Origin of the sequence: Mycobacterium asiaticum (assembly GCF_001673315.1) — a bacterium.
Taxonomy (GTDB): domain Bacteria; phylum Actinomycetota; class Actinomycetes; order Mycobacteriales; family Mycobacteriaceae; genus Mycobacterium; species Mycobacterium asiaticum_B.
Genome location: NZ_LZLQ01000078.1, coordinates 14203 through 29787, shown reverse-complemented (window position 1 = coordinate 29787; position 15585 = coordinate 14203). Strand labels below are relative to the sequence as shown.

Here is a 15585-nt window from a genome sequence, read left to right as displayed (position 1 = left end):
AGCGGGCTGCACACCGGCCGTCGGCAGTGCTGGGGCGCCGGATTATCCGCCGGGGATCTGCCCGGACTCTGCGTAATTCCTATGAAGTGCCTATGACAAAAAATCAAGGTGAATGTTGACGAATTACCAGCTCAGAGCCTATTCGGAGGAATCAAGCGCGTGAACGCACCGATGCACGGTCAATACCGTTCAAGACAACGGCAACACATCGAAGTGTTTGAGCCGAGCGCACGTCCCAGCCGCTCGTTGGAGGAACCATATGTCTTTCGTCCGCACATATCCAGAGCACCTTGCCGCGGCCGCGAGCAACCTGCGGTCACTTGGTGCCGCCCTGACGGTCGGCAACGCGGCCGCGGCCGGGCCTACGACGGGTGTCGTTCCTGCGGCCGCTGACGAGGTTTCGATCCTGACCGCAGCGCAGTTCGCCACCCATGCCGCGCGCTTCCAGGAACTTCACGCGCGGGCGGCCCAGATCCAAGCGGCGCTGACGGCCACGCTGGCGACCAGCGCGGGTTCCTATGCGGAGACCGAAGCCGCCAACGCCGCGGCTGCCCACTGAGCGCACCACCGGATTAGGGGATAAAGAGCAATGGTCGACTACGCCCTGCTGCCACCCGAGATCAATTCCGGGCGCATTTACGCCGGTCCGGGTGCGGGATCGCTATTGTCGGCTGCCACCGCCTGGAGTGGATTGGCCGCTGACCTACAAGCCGCGGCGTCAGGTCACCGCGCGGTGGTCACCGCCTTGACCAGCGGGCCGTGGCTGGGGCCGGCGTCGGCGAAGCTGCTGGCGAGCGTGAGTCCGTTCATCACCTGGCTGGAGACCAGTGCCGAGCAAGCCGGCGAGGCAGCCAGCCAGGCCAGCGCGGCCGTGGCCGCCTACGAGGCGGCGTTCGCGGCCAGCGTCCCGCCGCCGTTGATTGCTGCTAACCGTGCCCAGTTGCAGGAGCTCGTGACCACGAACCTGCTGGGTCAGAACAGTGCGGCGATCGCGCAACTCGAGGCGCAGTACGCCGAATTCTGGGCTCAGGACTCCGGCGCGATGTATACCTACGCCAGCCGGTCGGCGTCAGCTGCCCAGTTGGCGGAATTGCCCGCCCCGGCCGAAGTGGCGGACCCGCTGGGAGTGGCCGACCAGGGCATTGCGGTCGTCAAGGCCCAGTACAACAGCGTCTACACCAACATCAATAACGTTATGTCGCAGATCAATCCGAGGGTCAGTGACGTGCTGAAGACGCTGTCGACGCCGATCAACGGCTCCGCGATCGACCAGTTCCTGATGGCCAACACCCCCTTGGATGACGTGGTCTCGCTGTACAGCAAGTACCTCTCGCCGTACGTGAACTCGCTTGCGGCGATGATCCAGTCGACGCAGTCATTCGGGCAGGTCAGTAACGGCCTTACCGCCATGGCCAACTTCGCCAAACCCGCCGCGTCGGCGGCCAAGGCGGCCGAGGGTGCGGCTTCGGCGGCCGGGGCCGCGGCACAGGCTGCCGGGTCGGCCGCGGGCGGTGTGGCATCCAAGGTCGGCAGCGTGGCAGCGGGTCTGGGCAAGGCGGTGCCGATCGGCGGCCTCTCCGTTCCCTCCCACTGGGTCCCGTGGCAGGCCACCACGAATCCCGGTATCGCTTCGGCGATACCGGCTGCGGCGGAAGGGAACAGCTTCCCGATGGCTCCGCCCTTCGGGCAGTTCGTCAACGGCGGCTACGGCCGCAATCAACCGACCTACGGTTTCAAGCCTTCCGTCATGGCGAAGCCACCGGCCGCCGGCTGAGGGCCGGACCACCGCAGGGGCTGTTGGCTGACGTCAACACGAGGGGAAAGCAATGGTTGACTACGGCTTGTTGCCGCCCGAGATCAATTCCGGGCGGATGTACGCCGGTCCCGGATCGAGTCCGTTGCTGGCTGCCGCGGCAGCGTGGAGCGGACTGGCCGCTGACCTGCAAGCTGCGGCGTCCGGCCACCGTGCGGTGGTCACCGAGCTGACCAGTGGCCCGTGGCTGGGGCCCTCGTCGGCATCACTGCTCGCCGCCGTAACGCCGTTCATCACCTGGCTGGACGACGCCGCTGTGGAGGCTGAGCAGACCGCGAGCCAGGCGTTCGCGGCCGTTGCCGCCTACGAGGCCGCGTTTGGGGCAACGGTTCCGCCGCCAGCGATCGAGGCTAACCGCGCACTGCTGGCGATGCTGGTCGCGACAAACTTCCTGGGCCAGAACACCCCGGCAATAGCGGCGACCGAGGCCCAGTACGCCGAATTCTGGGCCCAGGACGCTGCGGCGATGTACGCCTATGCCGGCAACTCAGCAGCCGCGACCGAGTTGGTCGAGCTCCCGGAGCCGTCCGACGTGGCGGATCCGTACGCCGCGATCGACCAGGCGACGGCGGTGTTGAAGTCGCAGTACAACGACGGCCTCGGCAACGTCATGAATGTCACCGGACAGGTGAACACCCGGGTGGCCGACGTGCTCGACACCCTGTCGTCGCCGATCAACGGTCCGGCGATCGACCAGTGGCTGACGGCCAACACGCCGCTGAACGACATCACGCGGCTGTACAGCAAGTACATCTCGCCATATATCTCGTCGATCGTGGCGGTGTTCCAGTCCGGCCAGGGCTTCGGTCGAGTCAGCAGTGGTGCCGTCGCCATCACCACTTTCATGAACAACATGGCGCCGACCGCAAAGGCGGCTGCGGGTGCGGCGCAGGCCGCGGGATCGGCGGCCGGCCACCTCGGTACGAAGGTCGGCAGCGTGGCAGCCGGTGTGGGACGCGGGGTGCCGATCGGCGGGTTGTCGGTCCCCGCAAGCTGGACCTCGGCGAATGCCGCGGCCGGACCCGGAGCCACCGCCGTCAGTAACGTCAGTTCGATCCCGGCCGCCGCGGAAGGTGCCGCCGCCGGCAATATGCCGGTCGCCCCGCCATTCGGGCAATTCGTCAACGCCGGCAACGGTCGTAGAAATCCCGCCTACGGGCACCGGTTGACCTTCATGACGCGACCGCCGGCGGCCGGTTAGCGCCGGTCGAGTCGAGCTCGCGAATTTCCATCGCTTCCGGCGTGACTGCTATGGTCGCTTGCTAATGCCTGAAATGGATCGTCGTCGCATGCTCATGTTGACGGGGCTGATGACCGGGGCTGCCGCCCTGGCCGCGGCCCCCGCACCGAAGGTTTCAGCGGCGCCCAGCGGCGCATCGGGACCGTACATCTTCCACGACGAATTCGACGGGCCGGCCGGCTCGGCACCGGACCCGTCCAAATGGACGGTGTCGAAAGCCCGCGAGACCATCAAGGACCCGACGTACTGGGAGCTACCCGAGCACGTCGGCCAGTACCGCGACGACCGCCAGAACGTTTTCGTGGACGGCAACTCGAATCTGGTCATCCGCGCGGCAAAGGACGGCAATACCTTCTACGGCGGCAAGATCTTCAGCCCGTGGCAAGGGGGCATCGGCCACACCTGGGAAGCGCGCATCAAGCTGGACTGTCTTACCGCCGGGTGCTGGCCCGCATGGTGGTTGTCCAGTGACGCGCAGGGTGAGATCGACATCGTCGAGTGGTACGGCAACGGCAAGTGGCCCGCGGCGACCACCGTGCACGCGAAGGCCAACGGCTCGGAATGGAAGACGCACAACCTCGCGCTGGACAGTGCGTGGCACACCTGGCGAGTCCAATGGGACGACGCCGGGATGCGGTTCTGGCAGGACTACACAGACGGGGCGCAGCCCTACTTCAACGTTCCGGCGAATTCGCTGGCGGATTGGCCGTTCAACAACCCCGGCTACCAGCTTTTCCCGATCTTGAATCTCGCCGTTGCCGGTTCCGGCGGTGGTGATCCCGGACCCGGCACCTACCCCGCGCAGATGCTGGTCGACTACGTGCGGGTCTGGTAGCGAGTGGGAAAAGCGCTAGGCCGGCGTATCTCCGGTCGAGTACAGACCGAAGCCGCGGTCGCGACCGGGCACAGTGTCGCCCGCCGCAGCGGCGCGCTGCCTGCCGATATGTGCGGGATGCCTGCGCATCGCCTCGTGAAGTTGGCGTTCGCGGCGCTGGGCGGCAGCCCACCGAGGATGGGATTGCAGGTAAATTACCTTCGCCTCTGAAGAATTCGCCACGATTGTCAACTCCTCTCAGATTTGAATAACGAAGGCCACAACCGTGTGGTTCTAAGCTGTGTAACTGAGGATGCCCAGCAAAGCTGAGACCTAACCGTGTCTCAAGATGAGAATTTGCCGTGAATTCGTTACCCAACGATGATCCCGGCCCGATATGCGGGGCACGATCACCGAGTCAGCAGAGTCACCGCGCTCCACGGCCTGCGGCCGGGGCGTCGCGGATCGGGCTGAGGCAGCAGGGCCGCCGCCCGCATCGGCAGTGGCAGACGGCGGAATCGGCGGGCCGCGACCAGCAGCGACTCGGCCTGCGCAACGCGCCATCCGAGATGTTCGAAAAACGCCAAGCCGTTGTCGGGCGCAAAACGAAACGGCGCATTCTGCAACATGCCGGCCATCTTCCTGTTCATCATTTTCTTCAACCCCGGACCGGCGAAGTCGAGCATCCACCAAGCCACTTCGGGTCGTTTGATTGCCGCTGAAAGCGCGACCACGTCGCGTTCGTCGAGATACATCAACAGACCTTCAGTGAGCACCAGCGCCTTCGTGGCCCCGTCGAGCGCTTCTTCGAAGAAGGCGTCGCGCGCGTCCGCATCGGCGAGGTCGACGGCGTTGCGCGTCAGCCGGCACCGCGGGGCCTGGTCAGCGAGAAGTTGCGTCTTTTCCGCCAGCAGTGGCGGCAAGTCAGCTTCCACCCAGGTGAGTTCGGCGGGCAAGGGCAGGCGGTAAGGGCGGGTATCCAGACCTGCGGCGAGGTTCAGTACCCGGTCGCAACCGTCAGCGATAGCTCGAAGAATGGCGTCGTCGATGAGCTTGGTGCGCGCGACTAGCCACCACCCGTTGCGGGTCGAGCGCGGAACGCGGGCGACGATCGCGTGGCCCTGCTCACCTGCGAGACGCTCGGCGAGTGGGTCATCGAACAAGGCATCAGGGCGGGCAGATTCGGTGGCCCGGTGCACCGCCGTCCACCGAGCGGTATCGGAGACGTGAGTGATGACGTGATCAGTGCCCGACATGCGTGCGTTATAGCACCCGTCGGCGACAACACTGCGGGTCGCGATCGGAGCCTCTCGCGCTGATATCAGGTGCGGTACCGTTCGCTCATGGCCGACCGGAACCGTCGTTTCCTGCTGCGCGAACGCCCGACTGGGCGCATCGGGCCCGAGACCTTCGAACTCAGTGAGCAACCCATACCCGACATCGCCGACGGTGAGGCACTGGTCCGCGTCGACTGGATCTCCCTCGACCCGACCAACCGGGCCTGGATCAACGACGTCCCTTCCTATCTGCCGCCGGTGCAGATCGGGGAAGTCATGCGAGGCGGCGGTATCGGCGAGGTCATCGCATCGAAGAATTCGAAGTACCCGGTCGGCCAGACAGTGCAGGGTCTACTGGGCTGGCAGGAATACGTCGTCGCGTCGGACGCGACGATGTTGATGCCGGTCGAGGTCGCCGACGGTGTCTCGCCAAGTGCCTACATGGGGGCATTGGGAACGACAGGGCTCACCGCCTGGATCGGTATCCGGGACATCGGCAAGCCGAAACCCGGTGAGACGGTGGTGATCTCGGCAGCTGCGGGAGCGGTCGGCTCGGTCGCCGGCCAGCTCGCCAAGGCCGACGGCGCCCGCGTCGTCGGGATCGCCGGCGGCCCCGAGAAGTGTGCGCTGCTGACCGAGCAACTCGGCTTCGACGCGGCCGTCGACCACAAAGCCCCGGACTGGGCCGCTCAACTCGCCGCGGCGACACCTGAGGGCATCGACGTCGACTTCGAAAACGTCGGCGGCGACATCATGGACGCGATCTTCGCGCGCCTGAATGTCAATGCACGTGTTGCGTTGTGCGGCTTGATCTCTGGCTACAACGACGCCGAGCCTCCGCCCGGGCCGCGCGCCTTCGCCAACCTGCTCGTCCAACGCGCGACGCTGCAGGGGTTCATCGTGCTGGACCACCTCGGCCGTATTCCGGAGGCGATCAGCGAGATCGGCGGTTTGATCGCCGAGGGTCGGTTGACGCCGCTGGAGACGGTCGTCGAGGGCTTCGAGCAATTGCCGACCGCGATCAACATGCTGTTTGACGGAAAAAACGTCGGCAAGCTGATGGTCAAACTCAACGCTTAGCGGCAGGCTTCGGCATAGGCGTCAGGAATTCTGCTGCCCAGGCCAGATATCCGCTACGTTCGGCGCAGGCCGACTCGTCAATGGAGGCAGCTATGAATCCCGCCATCCCGGAGGTCTTCCGCACCCCCGATGCACGTTTCGAGAACCTCCCGGGGTACGCGTTCGAGCCTCACTACGTCGAGGTGGACGGCTTGCGAATGCATTATCTGGACGAAGGACCGCGCGACGGATTGCCGGTGGTGTGCTTCCACGGCGAGCCGTCCTGGGCCTACCTTTATCGCAAGATGCTTCCGCCGCTCGTGGCCGCCGGGCGCAGGGTTGTTGTTCCCGACTATGCCGGGTTCGGCCGGTCTGACAAGCCCACCGACCGGCGCTGGTACAGCTTCGACAGACACAGCGAGGTGGTCGCCAAGGTGCTCGCCGGCCTCGACCTGCGCCAGGCAACCGTCGTCGTCCAGGACTGGGGCGGCCCCATCGGGCTGCGCTGGGCCGTCGAGCATGCCGACCAGGTAGGCGCTCTGATGGTGATGAATACCGGTCTCTTCACAGGCCGGGTGTCCAAGGGTTTCATGGCCTGGCGCGACTTCGCGGAGAAGAATCCGGATTTGCCGGTTGGCTTCGTGATCCAGAGCGCTACTACTACCGAATTACCCGACGACGTCGTGGCCGCCTACGACGCGCCGTTCCCCACTCCGGAGTCCAAGGCCGGCGCCGCCCAGTTCCCACTGCTGGTGCCGATCACTGAAGACGCACCCGGCGCTGCTCAGATGAAGACGATCACCGATGAGCTATCCCGCTGGAACAAGCCTGCGCTGGTTGCGTTTTCGGACAGCGATGCGGTGTTCCCCTACCCCAAGTCCGGTGCCCTGTTCTGTGAACTCATCCCCACCGCGGGCGAGCAAGTTCGGATCGAAGGTGCGGCGCATTTCCTGCAGGAAGACCGCGGCGAGCAGCTCGCTGGGGAACTGCTCACCAGACTCGGCGATGACGCAAGCGTTTCGTGAGGTAGGCGCGCCGCTACGGTGAACTCTATGCCCCCGGCGAGCCGCTCCTCAGCGGATCATGTGAAGCGGCGCCCGAAGGACCGTAAGGCCCAGATCGCCCGGGCCGCCGCCGACGCCTTCAGCGAGCTCGGCTACCACGCGGTCAGCATGGAGAACATCGCGTCGCGGGTAGGGATCTCGGCGGCGGCACTCTACCGGCACTCGCAGGGAAAGTACGAACTGTTCCGGGATGCCGTCCTTACGCTCGGCCAGCAGCTCGTCGACGCCACGGCATTCGCGGACGGGCTGCCTGCTGAGGTGCTCCCCGAACAGAGGCTGGAAGCTCTGATCAGCGCCCTGATCGACATCACGATCATCAACCGTACGGCCGGAGGTCTTTACCGGTGGGAGGGCCGCTACCTGCACGGCGATGATCAGACCGCGCTGGCGAACCAACTCAAGGTGGTCAACCGCCGACTGCAGCGTCCGCTGATGGAGATTCGACCGCAACTCCCATCGCGCGATCGATGGATCTTGTCGGCGGCGACGTTGAGCGTGATCGGCAGCATCACCGATCATCGATCGCGCCTGGCAACGGGCGAAATTCGCGCCACATTGACCGACATCACCCGGGCGCTGCTGTATGCCGACCTTCCCGACCGCTCGACTCGTCGAGTGAAAGGCCCACGGGCACATGCGATTACCAGATCCGCCGGTGGTTATGAGTTACTGCTTCACGAGTCCATGCGTTTGTTCCACGAGCGGGGTTACCGCGCGACCAGCATGGAGGACATCGCCGCCGCGGTCGGCATACCGGTAGCTGGGATCTACCAGTTCTTTCCAAGCAAGGCGGACATCCTCGCGGTCGCCTACCGGCGGGCCGCGGACCAACAGTCCGGCGACCTGTCCACCGTCCTCGCCCTCAACAGCGGTCCCGATTCGGCCTTGACCGGCCTCATCGACGCCTACGTGGCGCGGTCCTTGGCCAATCCCGAACTGGCCCACGTGTATTTCACCGAGCGGCACAATCTCCCGGATGCCGACGCGGTGATGCTGTACAACATTCAGCGCTCCACCGTCGAGTCCTGGGCCCGCCTCGCGGTGGCAGCCAGACCGGAGCTCACGCTGGGTCGGGCTAGGTATGCGGTGCACGCCGCCTTCGCGCTCGCTGTGGACATCGGCCGGCTGCTCTGCCCGGTTCCGGACCAGCGGGCTCACGCTGTGCTCCGTCGGCTGATGGGAATCACCGTGCTGGGCAGCGCCCTCACCGGAGAGTCTGGCCGGCACTGACGATTACGGGCTGGTGACCACCAGGACAGTGGAGGGATCCTGCGGGTCGACGCGCACAGGTACTTCGGCTCCGGCCGTGATGTGCGGGGCTGTCGACAGCTCAAGTGCGACGCGGCGCGTGGCCCGGTATGCGTCGCGGTCCGGTAGTTGCACGTCGAGCACGAGCTCATGCCAGGTGCCCAGTGCGGTAATTGCCACATTTTCGCGTATCGCCACTACGGTGGCGACTCCTTTTTGCCCGTCCCGCATCAGCCGATCCCGAGCGGCGTTGAGCGCATTGAGTTCGGTAAGGGTTTTCAGCGCCCGCCGCTCGTCGTTCCGGGTAACCCGCTGGCCCGCACTAGCTCTCCGTACCCTGCCGAACCAGCCCACACGGGTGAGCGTACGGAGGGCGGCTTTCTTCGACCCGCGCCGGGTAACGTGAGCGCATGTTTCGCATGACCGTGCAGGACGTCTTCGTCATCCGCGGCCGCGGTGCGGTGGCCACCGGCCGAGTGGAATACGGAGAACTGAGCGTCGGCGATCAGGTGCGGATCAACGACGGGCCGGCGGTGCGGGTCGACGCTATCGAGCAATTTCGCAAGAAGGTGGACACCGCTACCACCGGTGACAACATCGGCATCTTGTTGTCCAAGCTCGCCAAGGACGAGTTGGCCGCCGGAGACGTCATCACCTCGACGGTCGCCTTCCTGACTTAGTCGAAGTTAGTTGAAAACGCTGCCCCGCTAGGGTTTTCAGGACTGCACGCTCGCGGCCCACGGCAAAGTCGTTTGCCGGTCGTTTGCCGCCTCGTTAAGGACCGATGTGCCAGGGTGACGAACTGCCGCCTGCCCGCGGCCGCGGCCTCTATTGTCGTCGCATGGCGACTGGCAGCGTCCCCCACCTGCATCGCGAGCTGTCCAATCGGCAAATACAGTTGATCGCGATCGGGGGCGCGATCGGCACCGGGTTGTTCATGGGATCCGGGCGGACGGTCACCCAGGCGGGCCCAGCGGTCGTCGTGATCTATGCCGTCATCGGCTTCTTCGTCTTTTTCGTGCTGCGAGCCATGGGCGAATTGCTGTTGTCCAATCTGAATTACAAGTCCTTCGTCGACTTCGTGGCCGACCTGCTCGGACCAGCCGCGGGTTTCTTCGTCGGCTGGTCCTACTGGTTCGCCTGGGTTGTCACCGGCACCGGAGAAATCGTCGCCATCGTCGGCTATTCCCGCTTCTGGTGGCCGGAGCTACCGTTCTGGATACCGGCATTGGCGACAGTCGTAGCGGTCGTAACCGTCAACCTTTTCAGCGTCCGCAACTTCGGGGAGATCGAGTTCTGGTTCGCGCTGATCAAAATCGTCGCAATCCTGGGACTGATTGTCGTTGGGGTGGTCTTGGTGGCCACCGGTTTCGTCTCACCCGACGGAGACCGCGCGACAGTGGAAAACCTCTGGAACGACGGCGGATTTTTCGCGACCGGATTCATGGGACTGGTCGGCGGGTTTCAGATCGCCTTCTTCGCCTTTGTCGGTGTGGAACTCGTCGGTACCGCCGCAGCCGAAACGGCTGATCCGCGCCGTACCCTCCCCCGCGCGATCAATGCCGTTCCGATGCGCGTTGCGATCTTCTATATCGGTGCGCTGCTGGCGATTTTGGCCGTGGTGCCGTGGCGGCATCTCGCCGGTGGCGAGTCGCCGTTCGTGACCATGTTCGCGTTGGCGGGGCTCGCCGCCGCGGCTTCAATCGTGAACTTCGTGGTGATCACCTCGGCTGCGTCGTCGGCTAACTCTGGCGTATTCTCAACCGGGCGTATGCTTTTCGGTCTCGCCGGCGAAGGAAGTGCCGCTGCCCTGTTTACCCGGCTCAACCGCGGCGGTGTGCCCGGATACGCTGTGCTGGTCACCGCTCCCCTGCTGTTGGTCTCGATACCCCTGCTCTATGCGAGCGGCTCGGTAATGGGCGTCTTCACCATCGTCACCACCGTCGCCTCGCTGCTTTTCATGTTCGTCTGGGCGATGATCGTGATCAGTTATCTCGCATACCGTCGACGGCATACCGCGCGGCACGCCGAGTCGATCTACCAGATGCCCGGGGGCAGGGCGATGTGCTGGGCGATCCTCGCGTTCTTCGCGTTCGTAATCTGGACGCTGTCAACAGAACCGGAAACCGCGGTCGGGTTGATGTGGTTCCCCGCGTGGTTTGTCGTGCTGGCGGCGGGCCTGTTGGTCGTTCGCCGCAAACCCGGCAGTGCCGACCGTTACCGGGCGTTCCAGGCGCAGATGAACCGAACAACCCAGATACCGGCGGACGAAGATGATTGGGATCGGTAGCCGTGCTGCGGATGTGTGGTGGGCGCAACGGCGACGGCAACAGGCCGTCGCCCCGCGAAAGGAACACAGCAGTGAACATCGTCCCCGCCAGCATTGGACAGCAGATCCGTCGTGTCGACCGGCAGCGAAGCCTGTGGATCGGGATCAGCTTGGCCGTCGTGGCCGCCGGGTCCTTCTTCCGGCTGCTCTGGATGCTCTACATCTCGATGACGTTCGGTTGGTTCGCCGCGTCAATAGCCTTCAACCTGGTGTTCACGGCGGTTGTCGGTGTCGTCGCCGCCGTCGGTGCCACCGGGTTCCTGACCCGCTACTACAAGGGGGAACAGTCCGACCCGGTTTGAGCGCTCCTGGAAGGATTCAGCGGTTGGCAGGAATGCTGGCAAGAGTGTTGGCAAGAGTGTTGGCAGAGGAGGTACCAGGTTGTCGGTCAAACAGGATCCCATCGCGGTGGTAACCGGTGGTGCGTCGGGAATCGGCGAAGCCATCTGTCATGAGCTCGGTCGTCGAGGGCACCAAATCGCAGTCCTCGACATCGACGGGCACGCCGCACGACGTGTCGCGGCGGACCTGGGCGAGCAGGATGTCACCGCGATCGGTGGCGAGGTGGATGTACGTGACCGACCCGCCGTCGAAGCCGCTTTCGCCGAGGTACGAACCCAGTTGGGTCCGGTAGCAGTCTTGGTGACCAGCGCGGGCAAGGCGGCCTTTTCGCCGTTCGCCGACATCACCGTCGAGTCGTGGGCGGAAATCATCGACATCAACCTGACCGGCACCTTCCACTGTTGTCAGGTCGCGTTGCCGGACATGGTCGCCACCCGGTGGGGCCGGGTGGTGATGGTCTCCTCCTCCAGCGCGCAACGGGGTTCGCCCAACATGGCTCACTACGCCGCCGCCAAAGGCGCCGTCATCACACTGACCAAATCGCTTGCGAACGAGTACGCGGCCCATGGCATCACCGTCAACAATGTCCCACCGTCCAGCATCGACACCCCGATGTCCCGGCAGTGGCAGGCCGAAGGCAGACTCGGCCCGCCAGAGCAATTGGCACAACGAATACCGCTGGGCCGCATGGGCTCTGCTGATGACATCGCAGCCGCGGTGGGCTTCTTATGCTCGCCCGAAGCCGGGTTCATCACCGGCCAGGTGCTCGGCGTCAACGGTGGCGCGGTGATGTGATGCCATGACCCACCTCTGGGCTATGCACTCACCAGTTCAGGGTGGAATTTGGCTGCCATCCGCCTAAGCCCGTCCTGCCAACCGACCGTGCTGCCACCGCCGATGAGTTCGCGCAGCAGGGTCACGTCGACGGGATTGCCGCGCAACGCTTGTGGACTCTCGCTGAACGTCGGCTCACGGCCGATCAGCGTGCCGAGATATCCGCACCATTCCTGGATGCTCACTATCTGGTCCCCGGCCCAGTTCACCGTTGTCGCCGGAACCGAGGCCGCGGCAAGGAGTTTGGGGATGGTCGCGATGATGTCATCCTGGTGGATCGGGTTGTAGCGGGCCGGTTCGCCGGGCGGGACCGGGATGGGAATGCCGCCGAGGATCATCTCCATGTGGTAGAACGGCCACCCGCCGTTGTCGCCGTACGGCACGTTCAAGCGGGCGATGGTGGTGGGCAATCCCAGGATGCGCGCGGTGGTACGAGCCACTGTCTCGCCGGCGATCTTGGAGATCGAGTAGGTGGGGAACAAGGGCTTGTGGTTGTCGCCGAGCGCGGCGCCTTCGGTGCGTAGCGCGTCATCGGGCGGGTCGTACACGGCCGCAGACGAGCAGTGCAGGAAGGCTTTCGCCTCCCGGCAATGTGCCATCAGTAGCCCGACCGATTCTGCGTTGGCGGCCAGGTCTTTGTCCCATTTCCCGCTCTTGGCAACCGCGAGATTGAGCACGTAGTCGAAGTCGGTGGGCAGGGTGGTGAAGTCGCCGGCGGCTAGATTGACTGTCTCGCAACGAACGCCGGCTTGCTCGAGGGCGCTGCGGGCCGCGCCGTCGGTGAACCGGGCGATGCCCCACACCTCGTTGTCGGCCGCCAGGGACTGGGCGACGGGGGTGGCTACCTGTCCGGTCACCCCCGTGATCAGGATCTTCGAGTCGCGCATGTGCTGATCGTAGGCGGCTAACGAAGGGGCCACGGACCTGGCCGCCCGCCGACTCGCACCGGCTGTGCCTGATCGCTTGCGCTAGCCGTCGGGAATGCTCGCCATTGAGAAAAGGTGCTCTCGGTGCGCTGTCCAGACCTTAGAATTGATGTGCTGTGCAGGATCGCCGGAACGAACGTTGCGGCGGTAGCGCGGTCACATACACAGGAGCGACACTCAGATGGCAATGGACTCCATGTCCCACAACCCGGCCGCCGGTGACATCGGGTCACAACTGGTCGACATCGGCAGCCAGGGCATCAGCGCCGGTTCGACGGCGGCGATGTCGGTGTTGAGCGGGCTGATCCCGGCGGGCGGTGAAGAGGTCTCCGCGCAGGCGGTGATGGCGTTTGCCCAAGAGGCCGCGACGATGTTGGCGTCGAACGCCGCCGCCCAAGAGGAACTGATGCGGACCGGGAGTACGTTGACCGACATCTCCAGGATGTACAGCGAGTCTGACGACAGCGCCGCCAACGCCCTGCTCTTCAGCGCCAACCCGATGTCACGGCTCGGGTCGGCATCCGCATCCAATGGCGCCGCCGGACTCGGTGCCGCCGCGTTGCAAAGCGAACTGGCCGCGTCGGCAAGTAATCCGTTAGTGGCCGGAGCGGCACAAGCGCCGTCGTCGTCGGTTGTATCGGCGGGCGCGAACGCCGGGTCCTCCGCGATGAGTGGCGCGGCACCTCTGGGCAGCGGCATGGGTGCGGGAACGTCAGCCGGTGGCGCGTCCAAGCCGAGTCTGGCGTCGGCCACTGGACCGGCCGACGATCAGGACGATGGCCAGCGCGAGGATCAAGACCGGCCGTTCGGTCTGCTCTGAGTGACCCGGGTGTTCGGCCCAGGCCGCCCGGCGTCCCGGTGCGGTCTCCTACGCTAACGCTGACACTCAATCCCGAAGGAGCGGTTCTGTGACTGATGAGCCCGACATGGCGGCCATCCTGCGGCAAATGAAGGTGCCCGAGCGGATGACCGGCAGTAAGGCACTGCGCGACTTTCTACGCATCTATGTCGACGATCAAGACGCAATCGAAAACAACCCGGAACGGCTCAAGCAGCTCAACGGGTTGCTCATCCTGTCGCAGCTCGAGGTCATCAATGCGCTCGGGGCGTTGGAAGAGGCCGCCGTCAATCAGCGGCGATCCCGCAGGCGTCGATGGTTCTGACGCGACGTGCGCTGGATCGTCGATGGCATGAACGTGATCGGCAGCCGGCCGGATGGCTGGTGGAAGGACCGGCGGCGCGCGATGGTCACCCTGGTGGAACGACTCGACGCATGGGCCTGTGGCGGCTCCGGTGAACAGGTGACTGTGGTTTTCGAACGCCCGCCTTCGACTCCGCTGCGATCATCGGCGATCGAGGTGGCGTACGCGCCGCGGGCGGCAGCCAATTCGGCCGACGACGAGATCGTCCGGCTGGTGCGGGCAGACCCCGAGCCCGGCGAAATCCGTGTGGTGACATCAGATCGGACGTTGAGCGAACGGGTGCGCAGCCTCGGCGCGTCGGTACACCGGGCCGAGGGCTTTCGCGACCTAATCGATCCGCGCGATCCCGGATCGCTGGGACGACATGTCGATTGACCAAGAGTCCGGGGTAAATCGGCTGTGCGCGCTGGCCCGGGTAGACATTCCGATCCTTCAGGCACCGATGACATATATCGCCGGTGCCCAACTGGCCGCGGCGGTGTCCAACGCGGGCGCGCTGGGCATCATCGAAACCACCTCCGAGCAGGGCCGCGCCGACGTGCAGCGGGTGCACACACTCACCAGCCGGCCTGTCGGGGCAAATATCGCCCTGTTGTTCAACCGGGATCCCGCCGTGGTGGACCTGTTGGTAGCCAACGATATTCGCTTCGTGACGACGTCGGCGGGTGACCCGTCGCTGTTCACCGCGCGCCTCCACGACGCAGGAATCACGGTGTTCCACGTCGTCGGCACTCTGGCCGCGGCCCGCAAGGCCGTCGATGCCGGGGTGGACGGACTGGTGGTCGAAGGTGTCGAGGGAGGCGGATTCAAGAACCGGTTCGGCGCCTCGACCATGGTGCTGTTGCCGTTGGTGGCGGCGCATGTGGACGTCCCGATCGTCGCCGCAGGCGGCATCTGCGATGCCCGGTCGATGGCCGCGGCGCTCGTGCTCGGCGCCGACGGGGTGCAGATGGGTACCCGACTGCTCGCCTCGGCCGACTCGCCCGTGCACGGCAACCTCAAGCAAGCGGTCGTGGGTGCGGACGAAACATCCACCGTGCTACTCCCCCTCGACGGCCGGCGCATGATGCGGGTGATTCGCACGCCGGCCGCGGAAAGGCTGGACGCCGCTGCGTCATTCGAACAGGGCGGGGCCGCTTTGCAACGGGTTCAGCGGCTCTACTTCGACGGCGACATGGACGCCAGCGTCGCCAACACGGGTCAGGTGGCCGGCCGCATCGAGGACCTGCCACCGGCCGCCGACATCATTGCGGGCATGTGGGCCGGCTGCCAGCAGGTGCTGGCCGCCACCGCAGGCCGGTTCGTGGGCGAACGTTGACGGTGTCCGCCGCTTGGGTTCGGCTATTCATCGCTCGTCGTCAACACATTTGACACGAAACACCCTAGTAGCCAATAGCTTTCGCATTGTCCAGCGCAAAATAAGAACTTCGCGATAAT

At 65.1% G+C, this 15585-nt stretch carries 19 protein-coding genes; 15 read left to right on the top strand and 4 right to left on the bottom strand.

What is annotated here, in order from left to right:
* The first annotated feature begins 259 nt into the window (after positions 1 to 259).
* From A5636_RS11545 to A5636_RS11530, 4 genes are all read left to right on the top strand, one after another.
* Positions 260 to 559, top strand: coding sequence for a PE family protein (locus tag A5636_RS11545; RefSeq protein ID WP_065158769.1), 300 nt, complete (start codon positions 260 to 262; stop codon positions 557 to 559).
* A 30-nt stretch (positions 560 to 589) separates the two neighbouring features.
* Positions 590 to 1774, top strand: coding sequence for a PPE family protein (locus tag A5636_RS11540; protein ID WP_065158768.1), 1185 nt, complete (start codon positions 590 to 592; stop codon positions 1772 to 1774).
* A gap of 52 nt (positions 1775 to 1826) precedes the next feature.
* Positions 1827 to 3014, top strand: a complete 1188-nt coding sequence (locus A5636_RS27600; protein ID WP_065158767.1) for a PPE family protein — start codon at positions 1827 to 1829, stop codon at positions 3012 to 3014.
* A gap of 64 nt (positions 3015 to 3078) precedes the next feature.
* Positions 3079 to 3888 (top strand): glycoside hydrolase family 16 protein, encoded by an 810-nt coding sequence (locus A5636_RS11530; RefSeq protein WP_065158766.1) that lies wholly within the window; start codon positions 3079 to 3081, stop codon positions 3886 to 3888.
* A gap of 15 nt (positions 3889 to 3903) precedes the next feature.
* On the opposite strand, the gene A5636_RS25460 is transcribed toward A5636_RS11530, so the two are convergent.
* Together A5636_RS25460 and A5636_RS11525 are read right to left on the bottom strand one after the other, a co-directional pair.
* Positions 3904 to 4110, bottom strand: coding sequence for a hypothetical protein (locus tag A5636_RS25460; RefSeq protein WP_081287732.1), 207 nt, complete (start codon positions 4108 to 4110; stop codon positions 3904 to 3906).
* A 167-nt stretch (positions 4111 to 4277) separates the two neighbouring features.
* The gene (locus A5636_RS11525) at positions 4278 to 5123 is read right to left on the bottom strand and encodes a class I SAM-dependent methyltransferase (RefSeq protein WP_065158765.1); all 846 of its coding nucleotides are present in this window, start codon (positions 5121 to 5123) and stop codon (positions 4278 to 4280) included.
* An 87-nt stretch (positions 5124 to 5210) separates the two neighbouring features.
* Between A5636_RS11525 and A5636_RS11520 the strand changes: the two genes are divergently transcribed.
* The 3 genes from A5636_RS11520 to A5636_RS11510 all read left to right on the top strand — a co-directional run bounded on the left by A5636_RS11520 (position 5211) and on the right by A5636_RS11510 (position 8497).
* On the top strand, positions 5211 to 6224 hold the full coding sequence (locus tag A5636_RS11520) for an NADP-dependent oxidoreductase (RefSeq protein WP_065158821.1): 1014 nt from the start codon (positions 5211 to 5213) through the stop codon (positions 6222 to 6224).
* Positions 6225 to 6316: 92 nt separating this feature from the next.
* Complete coding sequence (locus A5636_RS11515; RefSeq protein WP_065158764.1) at positions 6317 to 7228, top strand: haloalkane dehalogenase; 912 nt, start codon at positions 6317 to 6319, stop codon at positions 7226 to 7228.
* A 60-nt stretch (positions 7229 to 7288) separates the two neighbouring features.
* Positions 7289 to 8497, top strand: a complete 1209-nt coding sequence (locus A5636_RS11510) for a TetR/AcrR family transcriptional regulator (RefSeq protein ID WP_172827215.1) — start codon at positions 7289 to 7291, stop codon at positions 8495 to 8497.
* Between the two features lie 3 nt (positions 8498 to 8500).
* On the opposite strand, the gene A5636_RS11505 is transcribed toward A5636_RS11510, so the two are convergent.
* Positions 8501 to 8869 carry a hypothetical protein gene (locus A5636_RS11505; RefSeq protein ID WP_065158762.1) on the bottom strand — a complete coding sequence of 123 codons (369 nt, stop codon included), beginning with the start codon at positions 8867 to 8869 and terminating at the stop codon, positions 8501 to 8503.
* 56 nt (positions 8870 to 8925) lie between these two features.
* Here A5636_RS11505 and A5636_RS11500 point away from each other — a divergent pair, with 56 nt between their 5' ends.
* The 4 genes from A5636_RS11500 (at position 8926) to A5636_RS11485 (ending at position 11981) form a co-directional block, all read left to right on the top strand.
* The gene (locus A5636_RS11500) at positions 8926 to 9195 is read left to right on the top strand and encodes an EF-Tu/IF-2/RF-3 family GTPase (protein ID WP_065158761.1); all 270 of its coding nucleotides are present in this window, start codon (positions 8926 to 8928) and stop codon (positions 9193 to 9195) included.
* 161 nt (positions 9196 to 9356) lie between these two features.
* Positions 9357 to 10805: an amino acid permease gene (locus tag A5636_RS11495; protein ID WP_065158760.1), complete on the top strand. Its 1449-nt coding sequence runs from the start codon at positions 9357 to 9359 to the stop codon at positions 10803 to 10805.
* Positions 10806 to 10876: 71 nt separating this feature from the next.
* Positions 10877 to 11146: a hypothetical protein gene (locus A5636_RS11490; RefSeq protein ID WP_065158820.1), complete on the top strand. Its 270-nt coding sequence runs from the start codon at positions 10877 to 10879 to the stop codon at positions 11144 to 11146.
* A 79-nt stretch (positions 11147 to 11225) separates the two neighbouring features.
* Positions 11226 to 11981: an SDR family NAD(P)-dependent oxidoreductase gene (locus tag A5636_RS11485; protein ID WP_081287731.1), complete on the top strand. Its 756-nt coding sequence runs from the start codon at positions 11226 to 11228 to the stop codon at positions 11979 to 11981.
* Between the two features lie 20 nt (positions 11982 to 12001).
* Here A5636_RS11485 and A5636_RS11480 read toward each other — a convergent pair whose 3' ends face one another.
* Positions 12002 to 12907 carry an NAD-dependent epimerase/dehydratase family protein gene (locus A5636_RS11480; protein WP_065158759.1) on the bottom strand — a complete coding sequence of 302 codons (906 nt, stop codon included), beginning with the start codon at positions 12905 to 12907 and terminating at the stop codon, positions 12002 to 12004.
* 226 nt (positions 12908 to 13133) lie between these two features.
* On the opposite strand from A5636_RS11480, the gene A5636_RS11475 reads away from it, so the two are divergent.
* The 4 genes from A5636_RS11475 (at position 13134) to A5636_RS11460 (ending at position 15466) form a co-directional block, all read left to right on the top strand.
* Positions 13134 to 13766 (top strand): PE family protein, encoded by a 633-nt coding sequence (locus A5636_RS11475; RefSeq protein WP_065158758.1) that lies wholly within the window; start codon positions 13134 to 13136, stop codon positions 13764 to 13766.
* Positions 13767 to 13854: 88 nt separating this feature from the next.
* Entirely contained in the window at positions 13855 to 14109 is a 255-nt protein-coding gene (locus A5636_RS11470) for a hypothetical protein (protein WP_065158757.1), read from the top strand.
* Positions 14110 to 14115: 6 nt separating this feature from the next.
* A complete protein-coding gene (locus A5636_RS11465) occupies positions 14116 to 14523 on the top strand; it encodes an NYN domain-containing protein (RefSeq protein WP_065158756.1) in 408 nt (135 codons plus the stop codon).
* On the top strand, positions 14513 to 15466 hold the full coding sequence (locus A5636_RS11460; protein WP_065158755.1) for an NAD(P)H-dependent flavin oxidoreductase: 954 nt from the start codon (positions 14513 to 14515) through the stop codon (positions 15464 to 15466). The genes A5636_RS11465 and A5636_RS11460 overlap by 11 nt, the downstream gene beginning before the upstream one ends.
* Positions 15467 to 15585 lie beyond the last annotated feature (119 nt).